The sequence below is a fragment of the Enterobacter sp. SGAir0187 genome (assembly GCF_002952735.2).
In the GTDB taxonomy this organism is placed as follows: domain Bacteria; phylum Pseudomonadota; class Gammaproteobacteria; order Enterobacterales; family Enterobacteriaceae; genus Enterobacter; species Enterobacter quasiroggenkampii.
On record NZ_CP025034.2, the window covers coordinates 1,030,818 to 1,049,388 of the forward strand.

The 18,571-nt window shown below is 56.1% G+C and carries 18 protein-coding genes and 1 pseudogene; 9 read left to right on the top strand and 10 right to left on the bottom strand.

The annotated features are described in order from the left end of the window. Genes gspF through gspC form a run of 4 tightly spaced genes read right to left on the bottom strand, consistent with a single transcriptional unit; the run spans nt 1 to nt 5,366 of the window. Entirely contained in the window at nt 1–1,206 is a 1,206-nt protein-coding gene (gspF, locus tag CWR52_RS04990) for a type II secretion system inner membrane protein GspF (protein WP_059354555.1), read from the bottom strand. Then, nucleotides 1,206–2,684, bottom strand: coding sequence for a type II secretion system ATPase GspE (gene gspE / locus CWR52_RS04995; RefSeq protein ID WP_104949015.1), 1,479 nt, complete (start codon nt 2,682–2,684; stop codon nt 1,206–1,208). The genes gspF and gspE overlap by 1 nt, the downstream gene beginning before the upstream one ends. A gap of 14 nt (nt 2,685–2,698) precedes the next feature. Then, the gene (gene gspD / locus CWR52_RS05000) at nt 2,699–4,621 is read right to left on the bottom strand and encodes a type II secretion system secretin GspD (RefSeq protein ID WP_104949016.1); all 1,923 of its coding nucleotides are present in this window, start codon (nt 4,619–4,621) and stop codon (nt 2,699–2,701) included. Nucleotides 4,622–4,634: 13 nt separating this feature from the next. Beyond that, the gene (gene gspC / locus CWR52_RS05005; protein WP_104950891.1) at nt 4,635–5,366 is read right to left on the bottom strand and encodes a type II secretion system protein GspC; all 732 of its coding nucleotides are present in this window, start codon (nt 5,364–5,366) and stop codon (nt 4,635–4,637) included. A gap of 301 nt (nt 5,367–5,667) precedes the next feature. On the opposite strand from gspC, the gene CWR52_RS05010 reads away from it, so the two are divergent. Further along, complete coding sequence (locus CWR52_RS05010) at nt 5,668–7,233, top strand: ExeA family protein (protein WP_104949017.1); 1,566 nt, start codon at nt 5,668–5,670, stop codon at nt 7,231–7,233. Continuing rightward, the gene (locus tag CWR52_RS05015; protein WP_104949018.1) at nt 7,233–7,859 is read left to right on the top strand and encodes a hypothetical protein; all 627 of its coding nucleotides are present in this window, start codon (nt 7,233–7,235) and stop codon (nt 7,857–7,859) included. Before CWR52_RS05010 ends, CWR52_RS05015 begins: the two co-directional genes overlap by 1 nt. Here CWR52_RS05015 and CWR52_RS05020 read toward each other — a convergent pair whose 3' ends face one another. The 3 genes from CWR52_RS05020 to CWR52_RS05030 all read right to left on the bottom strand — a co-directional run bounded on the left by CWR52_RS05020 (nt 7,860) and on the right by CWR52_RS05030 (nt 9,903). Continuing rightward, on the bottom strand, nt 7,860–8,483 hold the full coding sequence (locus CWR52_RS05020; RefSeq protein ID WP_104949019.1) for a helix-turn-helix domain-containing protein: 624 nt from the start codon (nt 8,481–8,483) through the stop codon (nt 7,860–7,862). Between the two features lie 269 nt (nt 8,484–8,752). Continuing rightward, nucleotides 8,753–9,583 carry an N-acetylmuramoyl-L-alanine amidase gene (locus CWR52_RS05025; RefSeq protein WP_104949020.1) on the bottom strand — a complete coding sequence of 277 codons (831 nt, stop codon included), beginning with the start codon at nt 9,581–9,583 and terminating at the stop codon, nt 8,753–8,755. Next, a complete protein-coding gene (locus CWR52_RS05030; RefSeq protein WP_008500028.1) occupies nt 9,580–9,903 on the bottom strand; it encodes a heavy metal-binding domain-containing protein in 324 nt (107 codons plus the stop codon). Before CWR52_RS05030 ends, CWR52_RS05025 begins: the two co-directional genes overlap by 4 nt. Nucleotides 9,904–10,000: 97 nt before the next feature. Here CWR52_RS05030 and CWR52_RS05035 point away from each other — a divergent pair, with 97 nt between their 5' ends. The 6 genes from CWR52_RS05035 (at nt 10,001) to artJ (ending at nt 14,521) form a co-directional block, all read left to right on the top strand. Next, nucleotides 10,001–10,519, top strand: coding sequence for a lipoprotein (locus CWR52_RS05035; protein ID WP_045908429.1), 519 nt, complete (start codon nt 10,001–10,003; stop codon nt 10,517–10,519). A gap of 226 nt (nt 10,520–10,745) precedes the next feature. Continuing rightward, complete coding sequence (artP, locus tag CWR52_RS05040) at nt 10,746–11,474, top strand: arginine ABC transporter ATP-binding protein ArtP (protein WP_021240921.1); 729 nt, start codon at nt 10,746–10,748, stop codon at nt 11,472–11,474. A 19-nt stretch (nt 11,475–11,493) separates the two neighbouring features. Then, on the top strand, nt 11,494–12,225 hold the full coding sequence (gene artI, locus CWR52_RS05045) for an arginine ABC transporter substrate-binding protein ArtI (RefSeq protein ID WP_008500032.1): 732 nt from the start codon (nt 11,494–11,496) through the stop codon (nt 12,223–12,225). 6 nt (nt 12,226–12,231) lie between these two features. After that, the gene (gene artQ / locus CWR52_RS05050) at nt 12,232–12,948 is read left to right on the top strand and encodes an arginine ABC transporter permease ArtQ (RefSeq protein WP_008500033.1); all 717 of its coding nucleotides are present in this window, start codon (nt 12,232–12,234) and stop codon (nt 12,946–12,948) included. After that, nucleotides 12,948–13,616, top strand: coding sequence for an arginine ABC transporter permease ArtM (artM, locus tag CWR52_RS05055; protein ID WP_024907847.1), 669 nt, complete (start codon nt 12,948–12,950; stop codon nt 13,614–13,616). The genes artQ and artM overlap by 1 nt, the downstream gene beginning before the upstream one ends. 173 nt (nt 13,617–13,789) lie before the next feature. Further along, nucleotides 13,790–14,521, top strand: coding sequence for an arginine ABC transporter substrate-binding protein ArtJ (gene artJ / locus CWR52_RS05060; protein ID WP_045908430.1), 732 nt, complete (start codon nt 13,790–13,792; stop codon nt 14,519–14,521). A gap of 86 nt (nt 14,522–14,607) precedes the next feature. Here artJ and CWR52_RS05065 read toward each other — a convergent pair whose 3' ends face one another. Further along, nucleotides 14,608–16,077 carry a sensor histidine kinase gene (locus CWR52_RS05065; RefSeq protein WP_104949021.1) on the bottom strand — a complete coding sequence of 490 codons (1,470 nt, stop codon included), beginning with the start codon at nt 16,075–16,077 and terminating at the stop codon, nt 14,608–14,610. Further along, nucleotides 16,061–16,768, bottom strand: coding sequence for a response regulator transcription factor (locus CWR52_RS05070; RefSeq protein ID WP_104949022.1), 708 nt, complete (start codon nt 16,766–16,768; stop codon nt 16,061–16,063). The genes CWR52_RS05065 and CWR52_RS05070 overlap by 17 nt, the downstream gene beginning before the upstream one ends. 116 nt (nt 16,769–16,884) lie before the next feature. Between CWR52_RS05070 and CWR52_RS05075 the strand changes: the two are divergent. After that, a pseudogene (locus tag CWR52_RS05075) lies at nt 16,885–17,310 on the top strand (hypothetical protein); the annotation flags it as partial. A gap of 113 nt (nt 17,311–17,423) precedes the next feature. Here the strand turns inward: CWR52_RS05075 and rlmC are convergent. Beyond that, a complete protein-coding gene (gene rlmC, locus CWR52_RS05080) occupies nt 17,424–18,554 on the bottom strand; it encodes a 23S rRNA (uracil(747)-C(5))-methyltransferase RlmC (RefSeq protein WP_104949023.1) in 1,131 nt (376 codons plus the stop codon). Nucleotides 18,555–18,571 lie beyond the last annotated feature (17 nt).

Below are 18,571 nucleotides of genomic sequence, written 5' to 3' on the forward strand. Positions count from 1 at the left end.
TTAACCTACCATATTATTAAGTTGCAGAAGCGGCTGTAATATTGACAGCACGATGAATAAAACAATCGTCGCCATGGAGACCACCAGCGCCGGCTCAAATACCGACAGCGTTAACGTAATGCGATGCTGTAATGCCGATTCCTGGTTTTCCGCCGCGCGGTCCATTAAATTGCCCAATTCCCCGCTCTCTTCGCCGGAGGCAATCATGTACAGCATGGTCGGCGGGAATAGCTTCGCCTGCTCCAGCGCGGCATAGAGCGAGGCCCCCTGACGCACGGTATCCGCCGCCTGCTCCAGCACCTGCCGGGCGTAGAGGTTTTCGATACCGTCCATCGCGATATACATCCCTTCAAGCAGCGGCACGCTGCTGGCCTGCAGAATGCTCAGGGTTCGGATATAGCGGGCGCTGTTGATGGCGCAGACCAGCTTTTTAATCGGCGAGCCGTTCACCAGCCAGCTGTGCCAGCGAAAACGGTTTTTGGCGTTTCTGAGCCAGGTCTTAAAGCCGACAAACCCACCGCCGAGGATCCCAACAATATAGATACCGTACGCCTGCAGGAAATCGCTCACCGCGATCAGCGTGCGGGTGGTGATCGGCAACTGCTGCTTCATGTGGGTGAACTGCTCGATCACCTGCGGGACCACCGCCACCAGCAGAATGCTAATGACCGCGATGGCCACCACCGTCAGGGTAATCGGGTAGACCATCGCCTGCGTCAGCTTGCTTTTCATCTTCTGACGCTGTTCGTTGTACTCCGCCAGCTTCTCCAGCACGTCGCCCAGGTGACCGGTCTTTTCACCGGCCATCACCAGCGTGCAGTAGAGCTTGTCGAAGGTGCGCGGGAACTGGCTGAAGGCGTCGAACAGCGTATGCCCTTCCACCACCTTCTCGCGGATCTCCACCACCATTGCCGCCAGCTTTTTGTCTTCCGTTTGCTTCGAAATCGCTTTCAGCGCGCTCTCCAGCGGCAGTGCGGCGTTGACCAGCGTGGAGAGCTGACGGGTAAACATCGACAGCACCGGCGTGGAGAGCTTCGCCCCGGTTTTCGCTTTCCCGGACGCCGCCTCGCGCGTTTCGGAGATGCTGACGGGCATCAGCTTTTGCTCACGTAACGTCTGGCGAACCTGCTTTTGCCCTTCGGCCTGCAGCGTGCCGCGTCGGGTTTTGCCCGCCGCATCCGTTGCCGTCCATGCGTAGAGGGCCATTACTCATCCCCTCCACGCTCGGCGGTGACGCGCATCACCTCTTCCAGAGAGGTGATGCCGCTAATCACCTTCAGCAGCCCGTTTTCGCGCAGGCTGTAGGCCTGCTTAAAGAGCTGCGTTTCGATGGACATCTCATCTTTATCTTCATGGATGGCGCGGCGCATGGCGGTGTCCACCACCAGGAATTCATGAATGCCCGCACGTCCCTGATAGCCGCTCTGGCGGCAATGCTCGCAGCCCACCGCGCGATAGATCGCTTTCGGCGGCGTCTCCATGAAGCTGAACAGCGCTTTTTCATTGGCGTCCAGCGGACTGGTGGTGCGGCAGTGCGTACACAGCCGACGCACCAGACGCTGGGCAATGACACCGAGCAACGATGAACCGATTAAAAACGACTCCAGCCCCATATCCCGCAGACGGGTGATGGCCCCGGCGGCGCTGTTGGTGTGCAGCGTAGACATGACCAGGTGACCGGTAAGCGACGCCTGTACCGCAATTTGCGCGGTTTCGCCGTCGCGAATCTCCCCGATCATCACCACGTCCGGGTCCTGACGCAGAATGGCGCGCAGCCCGCGGGCAAAGGTCATGTCCACGCGCGGGTTCACCTGGGTTTGCCCCACCCCTTCCAGCTCGTATTCAATCGGGTCTTCAACGGTCAGAATGTTGCGCTCATGACCGTTCAGCGCCGAGAGAATGGCGTAAAGGGTGGTACTTTTCCCGGAGCCTGTCGGCCCGGTGACCAGGATGATGCCGTGCGGGCGGTCAATCAGCCCTTTTAACTTCTCCAGCTCTTCATCAATCAGGCCCAGCTTGTTGATGTCGGGCTTCAGATTGCTTTTATCGAGCAGGCGCATGACCACGCGCTCGCCGTACTGGGACGGAATGGTCGAGACGCGCACGTCGATGGCCTTGCGGCCAATGCGCAGGGAGATACGGCCATCCTGCGGCAGGCGCTTCTCGGCGATGTCGAGTTTTGACATGACCTTGATGCGCGACACCAGCAACGGCGCGAGCTTGCGCGCGGGCTGGAGAACCGGGCGCAGGACGCCGTCAACGCGGAAGCGAATGCTCAGCGTGCGTTCGAACGTTTCAATGTGAATATCCGACGCGCCGTCCTTCACCGCCTCGCCGAGAATGGCGTTGATCAGGCGGATCACCGGCGAGTTTTCGTCGTTATCAAGCAGATCTTCGTTATCCGGGATCTCCTCGGTTAATGCCATCAGGTCGATATCCGCGTCCATGTCGTCCACCAGCTGCTGTGAAACGCCGCTGCTCTGCTGCCAGATTTTGGCCAGCATCTCGTCAAACGCTTCTGGCGTCACAGTAACCGGGACGAACGCGCGGCCCAGCACCCGGCGCACTTCCAGCAGTGCTAACGCCGGGGTGTCCTCACGGATATAGACGTCATTGTTGTAAAGCAGAACGCCGTTATCTTTTGCGTAGCTGCTGCTACACAGTGTTTTACTCAGTTCGTCCACGTTGCCCCTCCGCCTTATTCTTTAAACGGATTGCGTGTCGCGCTGGTTTTCACCGTTGCGGCGTGAGGGCTTGCTGAAGGAAACGCGGGCAGGACGGCATTGTCGCTCGGCTCAATAATACCGAGCTTTTTCTCTTCTACGCGCTGCATCTGGCGCACCCGGATCTGATCATATTTCTCTTTTGACGCCGCGCTGTAGTTGTCGTCGTCGCGCAGAACGGTAGTATGGATAAACACCATCAGGTTGCGTTTAGACGTATCCTGGGAGGTGTAGCGGAACAGCTGTCCGACCAACGGAATATCACCCAGCAGCGGCACTTTGGAGACCGACTGTTTAGTCACGTTCTCCATCAGACCGCCAAGCACCACCGTTTGGCCGCTGTGGACCATCACTTCGTTGTTAATCGTGCGCGTATTGAAGGTTGGGCCGAGGCTGGAATCCTCCGTCGCGCTGTTGTCGACGCTGGAGACTTCCTGCTCAATCTTCAGGTGGATCATGTCGCCATCGTTGATTTGCGGCACAATTTTTAGCTTGGTACCCACCGTCTTACGCTCAACGGAGTTGAAGACGTTGTCGCCGCTGGTGGTCTGGGAGCCTGAGAGCACAGGCACGTCCTGACCCACGTTGAACGACGCCTCTTTGTTATCCAGCGTCACGACGCTTGGCGTGGAGAGAATGTCGTTTTTGCCGTCGGTGGAGAGCGCGGTCATCAGCGCCCCGAAATCACCGTTAAAGAAGCCGGTCGCAAGGCCAGTGAAGCTCGCCCCCTTCATGGTGCCGTTCTTGATCTGACTGATTGGCAGGCCGGTGGAGCCGAACTGCACGCCGCCGTGCTTGCTGGTCCACTGCACGCCGAGATCCAGCCCGTTGCCGTCCTGCACTTCCGCAATGATTGCTTCCACCAGCACCTGCGGACGGCGGATGTCGAGCTTGTCGATCACTTTCTCAAGCGAGTTCATCACGTTAGGCTGGGCGGTGATCACCAGCGAGTTGGTTGACTCGTCGGCGGTAATGTTCAGATCGCTGGACGCGGTGGCGGTTTTCGCCTTCGGCGTACTGGCCTTGTCCTTCAGCTGTTCACCTATCCCGGTCAGAACCGGCACCACCTTCGTGGCGCTGGCATATTTGAGGTAGAAGACGCGGGTATTCCCCTCGTTGTTCTGCTCGCGGTCCAGCTGATGGATCAGAGAGCGGGTACGCATGCGCGCATCTTCCGAGCCGCTGATCACCAGGCTGTTGGTTTCGTCATCCGCCACCACTTTAGTGGCCAGCTGCGGCGCGTTCTGCCCCTTCTGCTCTTCGTTGTTGAGGTTGTTCAACATGTCAGAGAGCTCTTTGGCAGAGGCAAAGCGCAGCGGCACGATCTCGCGGCGCTGAATCCCGTCTTTGTCCACGCGCTGAACCAGATCCACCAGGCGGTTCACCACCGAGGCCTTACCGGTCAACAGCAGCACGTTGGACGGCTCAAAGTGCACCACGTTGCCGATGCCGGTGGCATCGTTGAGCTGGCGCAGCAGCGGGGCAAGTTCACGTACCGGCACATTTTCCATGCGCACGACGCGGGTGATGATCTCATCACCTTTACCCGGGTTTTTGCTGTCTGCCAGCGGCGCGCCGGCGGTACGGGCCACGCTGGAACGCACGACTTTAATCATGCCGTTGTCCATCGGGATCACCGACAGGCCGTACAGATCCAGCACGCTCAGGAAGAACTGGTAATACTCATCTTCCGTCAGTACGTTGTAGGTTCGCACCGACACCGAGCCCTGCACGGACGGATCGACGAGAATGGTTTTATTCAGATTGCGGCCTACCGTATCGATAAACTCGCGGATATCGGTATTTTTAAAGCTCGCGCTAAAGTTGGCTGCAAGCAGCGAACTGGAATATAACGACAATGCGGTCAGCGCCACGCACGCCCAGGGAAATTTCTTCATGTCTGTACACTTGTTAATTGTTTAGAACATTAACCCGAATATTTTCAAGGTGAGCGTGACGTCTGACAACGACCTCCGCCTCTTTCATTTTCGACCAGTTGGCAATAATACTTTTTGCCTTTGCTTCATCGGTCATATCGACAGAATTCACTTTTACCGCCACATCACCTTTTTCCAGCCCTGAATGGCTGTAGAAGGAAGAGGCATTCCTTGGATTAATGTTGTAGCCTTCCAGCTGGCCCTTTTCGATTAACGGCTTTAACACCAGATAATCATTCAGATGCACACTTTCCGCGCCTGCATCTTTCGTCGATTTGCTTACCGGGCCGCTGTCAACGCCGCCCTTAAAATAATCAGGTTTATTTAACGCCAGTACCTGCGTAGCACCTTCGTAATTAACCACCACATTGTCTTTATTAATTTCCTGTATAAAGGCATCGTTAAAACCGGTCAGCGGCTCGCCTTCACGGTAGCTCTTCTGACCACCCGGCGTTTTGATTACCGCAAAGGAAAGCCAGGCGTCATCGCTGCGCACAATGCCTTCAATCTCCGCGGCCAGCGGGGCTTTCGCGGCGGCTGGCAGGTTGTCCTGACGTACGGCCGCCGTGAAAAGGGTGAATGTCTTTTCATCACGACGATTTTTCAGCGGCTGCGCATCAGCGTTAGCCAACTTATTCGTAACTTTTTTATAATCTTTAAACGTCAGATACCCTTGCTGGCCGCAAAAAATCAACAGCGCAAACATCATGCAAGGGGTTATCCACCGCGACAGAAATGGGAACCTCATTTTTCATCTGGCCTTTAGCAAAGCGAAAATAAGCAGCGTCGTGCTGCGCCAATATGTGAGAAAAATAGTAATGAGCGGCAGTAAAGACGACCACTGACTTTGCCGCTAACTTTCATACAGAAAAATATTGACCGTATAAAATTCAGATGTTAGGCGATATCAGCAGAATATTTTTACCCTGTGTACAAATTGAACGCCCTGCCGCGTTGCTTTACTTTCTCGTCCTGTTGCTATTCCTAATCAGAGACGGTAAGTCGTTATGTATCAGAGCCACTTTAATTTTAAAAACCCGCCGTTCAGGGAGATCGTCCGCTTATCCGGGGATTTTCTGGTGCCTTATCATCAGGACGTGTTCAACCTGCTGAAAGAGAAAACCCAACAGGCGGGCGTGAGCGGACTCTTTTGCGACGACGCCCGGCTGTTAGATCAGTTCAGCCATGCGCTGAAATCCGCGACGCCAGGCGTTCTTGCCATCAATGCGTTTCCTAAACTGAGTGCCAGTAGCCTGCTGTACAAGCTCAGCCCGGGAACGAAAGAGAGCAAGAACCGGATTCAGGCGGTGGATGCCGTGCTGCAGCAGTGGCAGGGTGGGAAAGCCAGAACGAAAGTGCTGGTCATTACCCATGCCGGGGCGATGAAAGAGAGCTGTCGTGAAGTGCTGGGCATGTTGCTTACCCGCGCCCAGGAGCTGGAGTTTCGCCTGGCCGTTGTGCTGATGGGTACGACGGATCAGGACACCGTTCTGATGCAGCAGTCTGAACTACGTGAATATGCGCACACCCGCCACACGTTACGCCCCCTGACCTGCCGGGAATTTCTCAGCTATGTCCAGGCGCAGTGTGAAGAACACGGGAGTGAAAATTCACCGCTAACCCCGGCGCGCGTGCGCAAGATGCACGCGCTGACCAAAGGAAATATCAGCAAACTGAATGAGCTCGCGCACCTGTCGATGCTGGCCGCCTGGACCGAACGCGCAGCTCAGGTCAGCCCACGTCACTTGCGCCTGGCGGCGGGTGAGATCCTGCCCGCGAAAAAACACAGTAAGCGCCTGGCAACCGTGGGACTGTTCGCCTCCGTACTGTTCGCCGCCTGCGGCTGGTATTTGACCTCGTCGATTAACGCAAAACTGCCGATTCAACTGCCGGTCCCCGTCAGTTGGAAGCAGCAGGCGCCGAAAGCTGAGACACCCGTGGTGCCGGTCATCGACAACGAAATGGTGAATCAGCCGGATGCAATGCACCAGCTTTACCTGATGTGGGGGTATGACGCCTCGGTGGACGATGCCTTGTGTCAGAACGCCGCGAAGGTGAACCTGATGTGTAAACAGGGCAACGCTACACCGGATGCGCTGGCGCAGGAAGGTTATCCGTGGGTGAGTGAACTCCAAACCGGTGACCACCTTAACTATGCCGTGGTCGCCCGTGTCGGAGAGACTTCACTCGACCTGCTGATGAACAACCGCACCTGGCAGGTGAGCCGCAACTGGTTTAACCGGCATGCGACCGGGAACTATACCCTACTCCATCGCCTGACGCCGGAAGGCAAAGACGCCATCAGCGCCGCCAGCGATGCGAAGGACATGGGCTGGCTGGATCAGCAACTGAGCGTGGCTCTTGCCCAGCCTGAAACCCATTCTCAAACCTGGACGGCGGAGATGATGAAACGCACCCGTGAGTTCCAGCAAAAAATGCATCTGCACGTGGATGGCATTCCAGGGGAAGATACGCTGATGCAGCTGATGCGTGAAACCCATACCACGCCGAGCATATTAATACAGGCCTCGCGTTCCACACCGGACGCTAAAACAGAGGAGAAACATTCCTGATGTCTACCATCTGTCTTGCGGCTCAGCGCAGCTATACCAGCGGAGAGGCGGTCTGGTTTTCGTACCGCCTGCCCAGCCTGAGAAACATCTTCAGTCATGCTTTTTTATGGATGCTGGGTCTGTGTGCCATGGTAATAGTGGGATTATACGCGCACGTTTACTGGAACCTGCGCCATCCGGCGCCGGAGCCGGTCAAAGCCAGCGTCGCGAAGCCCGAGACGCAACTTTCAGATATGCACTACGTGTATGTGAGCAAGCCGTTCCCGCAACCACATCCTAAGCCCGCACCGGTGCAGGCCACTGTTCCTGCGATGCAGGATCTGCCCATCAGCAGCGATGATGCCGACTGGCAGCAAGCGCCAGACGGCGGCGTGCCGCACGACACCTCGCGGGATACCTTACCCGGTACCGAAGCGCATGATGCCGCTCCCGCCAGCGCAGGCGGTGACGATGCCTCATTAACGGAGTTGTTTAAACAGGCATTAAAAGAACAGGAACAAGATTATTCGCAAGGCAAAATTCCCGCGCCGCCAGTTGACGAAACGCAGGATAATTCGCAGAAGGATGGGCGACATAATGAAAATTCCCGATCTCCTTTAAGTGAGAAAGGAGACCGGCTGGAATAGTTAATATTTTTCAGGCAGGGTTGTCAGGTTAAGGAGTCGGCCCTTTTCCACAACAATATACTGACCTTTTTTCAGATCGGAGAGGATTTTAATAATGGTACTGCGAGCCAGGTTAGTGTATTCCTGAATATAATCATATATATTAATATCGCGCTGGTGGTGAACAATCAGTTCGTTAATTTCATATAAAAATTCGCGTACCACGGAATACGCACTGCGGGCAACAAGTATGTCGTCGCGCTTGCTCAGCATGCAGATGTACCAGGAGAGTACTTTAGTCAGCTCAGGCCATAAATTGTTATCGGTCATCAGCTGCGCAAAGATCTCTTTCTTTATGGAGCGCACCACGGTGTTGGCGCGAATGAGGCCGTACATGTGGGTCGCATTGTAGTACATAGAAGAGAGACCAAAAATGCACTGGCCCGTTACCGTGAACATGCAAAGCTCGTCGGATTCACGTCGGAATTCCACTTCGCCGCTGACGATAATATGAATGTATTGTGAATCAGACGTGGATAATCTTTGCCATTTCTTTAACGTTTTCTCTTCAAAGCCTGAAGTGGCAGAAATAATGGCTTCCATTTCATGTTGCGGTCGTAATTTTTTTGCATAGATGCTTAACATTGTTATACCCGATTTAAGATGTGAATTTTTAATTTAAAGAAATAAGGCACCAGAGCCTTAATCTCAGAATATTTTCCTGAAGTTAATCTCAAGGAGAAAAATAAAGAAAGAGTGCGATATATTTATCTGCTGCATTAGTTAGCAAGCTATGTGTCTATCTTAAATCCGGATAATTTTAAGTCAATTAACTAAAAATGAATTGAGTTTGTACTTAAGATTAATCCTAAGAGGTACCGGGTAAATCATGCATTCGGGGGCATTCCGAAGGACTACCCCTGTCCGTACTTCTCCAGAAGAGCTTCAGCGATGGCCATCGTTTCAACATCGCTGACGCCGTTCCACAGGTCAGGCCTGAAGTGCATCTGGAATGCCATAATGATGCGCTTTTGCTGCGCCGGGGTACTGTTAGCCGGCACCTCATAACCGTAGCGCGCGAGTAAATCGAGTAACGCGGCGGTCTCCACCGCCTGAAAGCGCGGTCGTCCATTTATATAGAATGCGACACGGGCAGGATCGGGCCATGCGCCTATCCCCTGCTGAGCCAGCTGTCGCCAGGGGAACAGCGGGCCAGGATCGTCCTTGCGCTGCGGCGCAATGTCCGCATGAGCCACCACATTTTCGGGCCGGATGTTATAGCGGGCAATAATGTCTTTCGCGAGCGGCACCAGCGCCGCAATCTGCGCAGGTTCAAACGGCGTAAAACGCTTCACCCCGGCCGTTTTCTGCCAGCCACGATTTTCCAGTTCAATGCCGACGGACGTATCATTGATACGATTAGTGCCGCGCCAGAAGCTGATGCCTGCATGCCAGGCCAGCTCGCTCTCCGGCACCAGTTGCCAGATGCGCGGCTTACCGTCCGGTGCCGGGGGGCTGGCAGGGATCAAATAGTGAGAACTGACGTTTTTATCCGTCAGCGTGGCCAGCGAGCTGTCAAAATCATCCGCGGTGTAGTGGATCACCAGCACCTTGATGCGCGGGTAAGCCGCCTGCGCCTGATGACGCGTGTCCAGCTCGTAGGCGCCTTTGTCGATGATCCCTTTTTCGGTGGCACACCCTGCCAGCAGCAGCGCCAGCAGGAGTGTCGCATACGAACGCTTCATCGCAGGGTTTTCACCGCCGTACCGCTTACGCTCACCATCAGCATGCTGCCGTCTTTCCCGACCGTTTCGTAATCAATATCGATTCCCACGACCGCATCCGCGCCGAGGGCTTCCGCCTGCTCGCCGAGCTCTTTGAAGGCGATTTCGCGGGCTTTGCGCAGCTCTTTTTCGTATGCACCCGAGCGGCCACCCACGATATCGCGGATACCGGCAAAAAAGTCACGGAAGATATTGGCGCCGAGAATCGCTTCGCCGGTGACCACGCCGCAGTACTCGGTTATTGTCTGCCCTTCCAGGGTTGGCGTTGTTGAAAACTGCATGGTTTCTCTCCTTCTTTAGCGTTCAATGCCTTAGGCACAGCATTATCGGTTCGTTACGCTATGATTGAAAGGATAGTTAATAAATAAGGAAATCAACATGCGCTATTCAGCTTTAACACTTTTCGTGCCCTGCGCGCTGGTGCTCAGCGCCTGTACCACCACGGTCACGCCTGCTTTTAAGGATATCGGTACCCGCAGCGGCCCCTGCATTGAGGGCGGCCCGGACACCGTGGCGCAGCAGTTCTATGATTATCGCATCCAGCACCGCAGCAACGATCTCACTGGCCTGCGCCCGTATCTGAGCGATGGCCTGGCAAAACTGCTTAACGATGCCACCCGCGATCCGCAGCATAACGCCCTGCTGAAATCCGATCCGTTCTCCAGTCGCACCACGCTACCGGACAGCGCCGAAGTGGCCAGCGCGTCAACCATCCCGAACACGGATGCCCGTAATATTCCACTGCGCGTGAAGCTGACGCAGGGTACCCAAACCTGGCAGGACGAAGTGCTGATGATCCGTGAAGGACAGTGCTGGGCGGTGGACGACGTACGCTACGTGGGCGGCAGCGTTCATGCCCCGGCAGGCACGCTTCGCCAGTCAATTGAGAACCGCTGATTCATCAGTGATAAAAATGTTACCCCCGTAAAATGTCCGGCATTTCTTGCGGAATGCCGACATTTATACTCGCCGACATTGCCGTTCGCTATTTTGTGCTATGTTTAAGAGGAAACACGGGTTATATTTAACTTTTAACGCAGAAATATTGCATAACTATTCTGTCAACGGTACTATCTGCGGCCTCAATTGCTATAGATTGCCTGGATGAGTAAAGACTGCCCCGATGAGTATTAAACTAAACGGCATTAACTGCTTCTACGGCGCACACCAGGCGCTGTTTGACATCACGCTAAACTGCCCGGAAGGCGAAACGCTGGTTTTGCTTGGCCCAAGCGGTGCAGGCAAAAGTTCCCTTCTGCGCGTCCTTAATCTGCTTGAAATGCCCCGTTCAGGTACGCTGGCAATTGCCGGTAACCATTTTGATTTCGCAAAGACGCCGTCTGATAAAGCGATTCGCGAGCTGCGTCAAAACGTCGGCATGGTCTTCCAGCAATACAATCTCTGGCCGCACCTGACGGTGCTGCAGAACCTGATTGAAGCCCCGTGCCGGGTGCTGGGCTTAAGCAAGGATCAGGCCATTACGCGTGCCGAAAAGCTGCTGGAGCGTCTGCGCCTTAAGCCCTACAGCGACCGCTACCCGCTGCACCTGTCCGGTGGTCAGCAACAGCGCGTGGCCATTGCCCGTGCACTGATGATGGAGCCTGCGGTGCTGCTGTTTGATGAACCCACCGCGGCGCTGGATCCGGAAATCACAGCCCAGATCGTGAGCATCATTCGCGAGCTGGCGGAAACCAACATTACGCAGGTTATCGTCACCCACGAAGTGGAAGTGGCGCGTAAAACCGCCAGCCGTGTGGTCTATATGGAAAACGGGTATATCGTTGAGCAAGGTGATGCGAGCTGCTTCGCTAACCCGCAAACCGATGCCTTCAAAAACTATTTATCTCATTGATTGTGTCAGGGGAAATATAATGAAAAAAGTATTACTTGCCGTGCTGCTTGCTGGCGTTACCCTTTCCGCTACCGCAGCCCAGACCATTCGTTTCGCCACGGAAGCCTCTTACCCTCCGTTTGAGTCCATTGATGCGAACAACAAAATTGTGGGCTTCGACGTGGACCTGGCTAACGCCCTGTGTAAAGAGATCGATGCAACCTGTACCTTCAGCAACCAGGCGTTCGACAGCCTGATCCCAAGCCTGAAGTTCCGTCGTATTGACGCCGTGATGGCCGGTATGGACATCACCCCCGAGCGTGAAAAGCAGGTGCTGTTCACCACCCCTTACTACGACAACTCCGCCCTGTTCATTGGTCAGAAAGGTAAATTCACCTCTGTCGATCAGCTGAAAGGCAAAAAAGTGGGCGTGCAGAACGGCACCACGCACCAGAAATTCATCATGGATAAACATCCGGAAATCACCACCGTTCCGTATGACAGCTACCAGAACGCGAAGCTTGATCTGCAGAATGGCCGTATCGACGGCGTATTTGGTGATACCGCGGTCGTGACCGAGTGGCTGAAAGCCAACGACAAGCTGGCGCCAGTGGGCGACAAAGTGACCGATAAGGATTACTTCGGTACCGGTCTGGGGATTGCCGTTCGTCAGGGCAACACCGAGCTGCAGCAGAAATTCAACGCTGCGCTGGAAAAAGTGAAGAAAGACGGCACCTACGAAACCATCTACAAAAAATGGTTCCAGAAGTAATTCCTGATGAATGAAATTTTTCCTTTAGCAAGCGCCGCCGGGATGACCGTCGGCCTTGCCGTTTGCGCACTGATTATCGGCCTGGTGCTGGCGATGTTCTTTGCGGTGTGGGAATCCGCGAAATGGTTCCCCGTCGCCTGGACAGGCTCCGCGCTGGTCACCGTGCTGCGTGGGCTACCGGAAATTCTGGTGGTTCTGTTCATCTATTTCGGTTCCTCGCAGCTGCTGCTCACGCTCTCGGACGGCTTCACGATTAATCTCGGTTTTGCGCAGATCCCGGTGCAGATGCAGATCGATAACTTCGACGTCAGCCCGTTCCTGTGCGGCGTGATTGCCCTCTCCCTGCTCTACTCCGCGTACGCGTCGCAAACCCTGCGCGGTGCGCTGAAAGCCGTGCCGCAGGGACAATGGGAGTCGGGTCAGGCGTTAGGGTTGTCGAAATCCGCCATCTTTTTCCGTCTGGTGATGCCGCAGATGTGGCGTCATGCCCTGCCGGGACTCGGCAACCAGTGGCTGGTGCTGCTGAAAGATACCGCGCTGGTGAGCCTGATAAGCGTTAACGATCTGATGCTGCAAACCAAAAGCATCGCCACCCGTACCCAGGAGCCGTTTACCTGGTACATTGTGGCGGCGGCGATCTACCTGGTGATCACGTTGCTCAGTCAGTACATCCTCAAGCGTATTGATCTGCGAGCGACGCGCTTTGAACGGAGACCAGGCTGATGCTTGAATACTTTCCCGAGTTGATGAAAGGGCTGCACACCAGCCTGACGCTGACCGTGGCGTCCATTATCGTGGCGCTGATCCTGGCGCTCATCTTCACCATCATCCTGACGCTGAAAACGCCGGTGCTGGTGTGGATTGTGCGCGGGTACATCACCCTGTTTACCGGTACGCCGCTGCTGGTGCAGATCTTCCTGATTTACTACGGCCCGGGCCAGTTCCCGTCGCTGCAGGACTATCCGGTTATCTGGCATCTGCTCTCTGAGCCGTGGCTGTGTGCCCTGATTGCCCTTTCGCTGAACAGTGCGGCCTATACCACCCAGCTGTTCTACGGAGCGATCCGCGCCATTCCGGAAGGCCAGTGGCAGTCCTGTGGAGCGCTGGGCATGAGCAAGAAAGACACGCTGGCGATCCTGCTGCCGTACGCCTTTAAGCGCGCCCTCTCCTCCTATTCCAACGAGGTGGTGCTGGTGTTCAAAAGTACCTCGCTGGCCTACACCATCACCCTGATGGAAGTGATGGGACACGGACAGCTGCTGTATGGACGCACCTATGACGTGATGGTGTTCGGCGCGGCGGGCGTGGTGTATCTGGTAGTGAACGGACTGCTGACGCTGATGATGCGCCTGATTGAGCGTAAAGCGCTGGCGTTTGAGCGCAGAAATTAACCACGCGAATGCATAAAACGGTATTCATGGAGCGGGTAACCTGATTGGTTATCCGCTTTTTTTTGCGATAAAAATAATACTTAATCATTTTTATTGCATATAAATTCATTAACTGGCATTGTACATCCAGGCCGCAGACACGGCGCATCAATAAGACAGACGGGAGCATTACAATGAAAAAGTTAGTTCTGGCCGCATTACTCGCCACCTTCGCCGCTGGCGCATCCGCTGCGGAAAAAATCAATTTCGGCGTGTCCGCCACCTATCCGCCGTTTGAATCGCTGGATGCCAGCAACCAGATCGTCGGTTTCGATATCGATCTGGCGAAAGCGCTGTGCAAACAGATGCAGGCCGACTGCACCTTTACTAACCATGCTTTTGACAGCCTGATCCCGTCGCTGAAGTTCAAAAAATACGACGCGGTGATCTCCGGGATGGACATCACGCCTGAGCGCAGCAAGCAGGTGGCGTTCACCGACCCGTACTATGCCAACTCGGCGGTGGTGATTGCGAAGAAAGGCGCTTATACCTCTTTCGATCAGCTGAAAGGCAAACGCATCGGGATGGAAAACGGCACCACGCACCAGAAATACCTGCAGGACAAACATCCGGAAGTGAAAACCGTGGCCTATGACAGCTACCAGAACGCGATTATCGACCTGAAAAATGGCCGTATCGACGGCGTCTTCGGCGATACCGCCGTGGTGAACGAGTGGCTCAAAACCAACCCGCAGCTGGGCACCGCAACGGAAAAAGTGACCGATCCACAGTACTTCGGCACGGGCCTCGGCATCGCGGTACGTCCGGATAACAAAGCTCTGCTGGAAAAACTGAACGGCGCGCTGAAAGCGATTAAAGCGGACGGCACATATCAGAAAATCAGCGATCAGTGGTTCCCGCAGTAATGTCTTTTGCCGGGTGACGGCTTCGCCTTACCCGGCCTACGGGGGGAGTTGTAGGCCGGGCAAGCGCAGCGCCGCCCGGCACTCTCTCATAACGGCACAAAGAACCTGAACCGTGCCCCGCTCACCGACTCCATTAGCCTGATCCCGCCCCCGTGCAGCTCCAGCATCCGTTTCACGATTAATAGCCCCAACCCGCCGCGATTCTCCCGCGAGGCCTGGGTAGTGAGCGCAGACGGCCGCTGAAACAGATCGTCGCGCAGCGAGGCATCCACGCCCGTTCCGCTGTCGGACACTTCGACCTGCAGCTGTTCATTTTCCTGCCACACCGCCAGGCGAATTTCTCCGCCGCCAGGCGTATGGCGCATCGCGTTATCCAGCAGGTTGGTCACCACGCGTTCAATCATCGACACATCGGCGTTTACCATCGGCAGCGGCCCCGGCACGTCAATATGCAGATTGACCTCACGCGTGCGGGCCGTGAGCTCAAACTTCTGCGCCACGTCGGAAATCAGCTCCGCCATTGCGAACCGCTCGCGCTGGGGTTTAATACCGCCGTGTTCCAGGCGCGCCAGCTCAAACAGCTGCTGCGAAAGATGCCGGACTTTTTGTCCCTGACGCAGCGCGGTAGCGAGATACTGCTGGTGCTCCTGCGGCGTCAGGGTGGCGGATTTGAGCGACAGAGTTTCAAGATAGCCCAGCAGTGAGGTCAGCGGCGTACGGAGATCGTGCGAAATATTGGCGATAAACTCCCGGCGCTGGCGATCGCTGTCGGCCAGCCGATCCCACTGTTGGGTGATCTTGCGCGCCAGCTCGATAAAGCTGTTGCGCAGGATCGCCACTTCATCTTTTGCCGCCGCGTCCGGCGTCTGTGCCGCCAGCAGCCTGATTGCGCTCATGCTGTCCTGCTCCAGCCCGGCGACCTCCACCGTCAGCTGTTTGACCGGACGCGTGACCCAGTACCAGACCAGCAGCCCTGCCAGCAGCCCAAACAGCGCGACCCACAGCAGTGACCACAGGACGGTACTCCACAGCGCCTTGTGCCAGGCCATTTCCGCCAGAGCGTTTGACTCCTCGCCCTGCAAGATAATGTACAGATAGCCTTTTAGCTCGCCGTCCTGCCGCAGCGGCGTGGCACTGAAGACTTTTTGATTTTGACTGCGCGGATCGTCGCCCAGTACCGGCATGGCGGTGCCGCTCAGGAAGCTCTGCACCGGCGCCAGGTCGATTTTTTGCCGCTGAATATGGCCCGGCGGTGCGGCATCGGCGAGGATATCGCCGTCCGGCGAGATAACGTACAGCTCAACGCTCGGATTAAAGGTCATCAGCCGGCCAAACAGCGGTTTCAGCGCGCTGCGGTCGACCCGGCCCTGCGCGTCCAGAATCGGTTCGCGCTGGACGATCTGCTGCGCCAGCCCGCCCGACAAACGCTGCACCATTGCGTTACCGTACTGCATGCTGCTGTAGAGCTGTACCGCGCAGGCGACGGCGGCGCAGAGCATCATCAGCAGGATGAAGAGCAGCGTCAGACGCTGGCTCAGGCTAAAGCGACGCATCATGCTGCGGCTCCGCAAATTTGTAGCCCTTGCCCCAGACGGTGCGAATGATCTCCGGCTCGGCGGCGTCCTTCTCTATCTTGATACGCAGGCGGTTGATATGGGTGTTGACAGTGTGCTCGTAGCCTTCGTGCTGGTAGCCCCAGACCTGCTCCAGCAGCGCCAGACGGGAGAACACCTCGCCGGGATGACGGGCAAAGAAGTAGAGCAGCTCGAACTCGCGCGGGGTGAGATCCACCACCTGGCCGTGAAGTAGCACGCTGCGCGCCAGCGGATCGATGGTCAGTCCGTGCACCTGAATGTGTCCGTCGGTTTGCGCCTGCCCCATCGCCTGCTGGCGACGAAACAGTGCTTTGATGCGCGCAATCAGCTCCTGCACGGAGAACGGTTTTGCCAGATAGTCATCGGCGCCGGTTTCCAGCCCGGTGATGCGGTCGGTTTCGCTGCTGCGGGCGCTGATGATGATCACCGGCAGGTAGCGGGTCATCTGGCGGATGCGGCGGCAGATCTCCAGGCCGTCAACGTTGGGCAGCATAAGGTCGAGGATCACTGCATCCCATGTCTGTGCTTCAAGACGCTGCAGGGCATTGCCCCCGTCGGGCTCGTGGGTGATGGCGTAGCCTTCGTCTTCTAAATTGAGTCGCAGAAGCGCCGCGATATCGTGGTCGTCTTCTACCAGCAGGATCTGCTTCATGGGTAAGCCTTTATTCATGTCTTATGACGTAAGCTTACCTGATTTCGCCGGGATGAAGAGTTCACATTTTGTTGAAGATTTGGAAGGTAACAAACCAACATACTGAGGATGTTTATATGTCTATTGTCTCGTCTTTTTCAGACACACTTCTCACACTTCCTGTTCATCACAATACCGATTTCACCGATCTGGCCGACAACTGCCAGCGCTACTGCGAAGCGCTGGTTGAAGAAACCGACCCTGCCAGAAAAATCGCGCTCTGTAGCCGCCTCGCCGCCTGTCTTGCCTTGCTCCGCCCGATGCTGCTGGAGCCTGTGCCGGAGCATTTGTATGAACGATTAACGGTGGATGTTTTCCCGGAAAGCGAACCCGCGTTCAACGCAGAGCCTGATCAATTGTGCCGTTACTGTGAGGAGATTACGCAACTCTTAATTGGGGGAGTACTTGCGCCGGAGTCAGCCCGCGTGATGGGTGATCTGCTCTTTGAGCTGACTGGCTATTTTGCCGACCAGCTGAAAGCGCCACGCTGGCTTAATACAGAGGCGGAGTCGCATTACTGGGCTGAGCAAACAAAGCCGGGTGGCGGCTACGCCTTACCCGGCCTACTCCAGATTGTAGGCCCGGTAAGCGCAGCGCCACCGGGCGATGTTTAGGATTAGCGCGTTTTCACCAACAACGTCAGCACTTCATAATGCGCGGTGTGAGGGAACATATCGAAAAGCTGAACGCGTTCAACGCGGTAGCCCGGCAGGCTGGCAATATCTTTCGCCATGGTCTGTGCGTTACAGCTGGAATAGACGATGTACTCCGGTGCCATCTGGCTCAGGTAGTCGCACAGCGCATTCCCAATGCCGCGGCGCGGCGGGTTGACCAGCACCAGCGCCGGCACGTTGCCCTGGCCGGTGGCGAACTGCGTGGAGTCCAGCGCCTGGAAGTGCAGGTTCGTTAACCCCAGCTCGGCGGCAGACTGCTTCGCGCAGGCAATTGCTTCGGCAGAGATCTCAATCCCGGTGAGCTGCATCTCCGGCGTGGCGCAGTGCAGGCCAAACCCGCCCACGCCGCAGAACAGATCCCACATATGATGGATGTTTAACGCACGCACCCAGTCGCGGGCGGTGGCGTACAGGCTGCTTGCCACGGTCGGGTTGGTCTGGAAGAAGCTTTGCGGGCGGATCCACAGCGGCACGCCGTTGAAGTTCTCGGCCAGCGCGTGCTGTTCGGTGAAGAAAATCTCTTTCTCCCCTTCCATGATCGCCATATGCACCGGCTGAATATTCGCCGTAATGACCCTCAGTTGCGGAAGCTGCGCCTGCAGCCACGGCAGCGCCGCGCGCAGCTGCTCCAGCTTAGTTTCAGAGCGCAGCACGAAGCGCAGCATCATGCCGCCGTCGATCTGGCTTTCCGTCAGCAGAAGGTATTTCAGCTCGCCGCGCTTGCGGGCCACGTTATAGGGCGTTAACCCTGCCCGGGCAATAAACGGCTTGAGTGCGGCAAAGACCGGTGCAAAGGAAGCGGGATAGAGCGGGCAGTCGGTTAAGTCTTCCGGCGTGCCGTCGCGGTGCAGCATCCCCAGCAGCGGTTTTTCGACGCTGCCACTGACCACCATTTTGGCTTTATTGCGAAAACCCTGCTCAGGGCCGCTGACGGGTGCGCACCACTCGCCCACCGCGTGTGCTGCCAGCAGCTGTTGCAGGTCGGCCATTTTGGCGGTGAGTTGTTGAGAAACCGGCTGTTCTATCCACTGACAGGAGCGGCAGCGTCCGGCGTCATAGAGTGCGCACTGCATATGAAAACCTTAAGAAA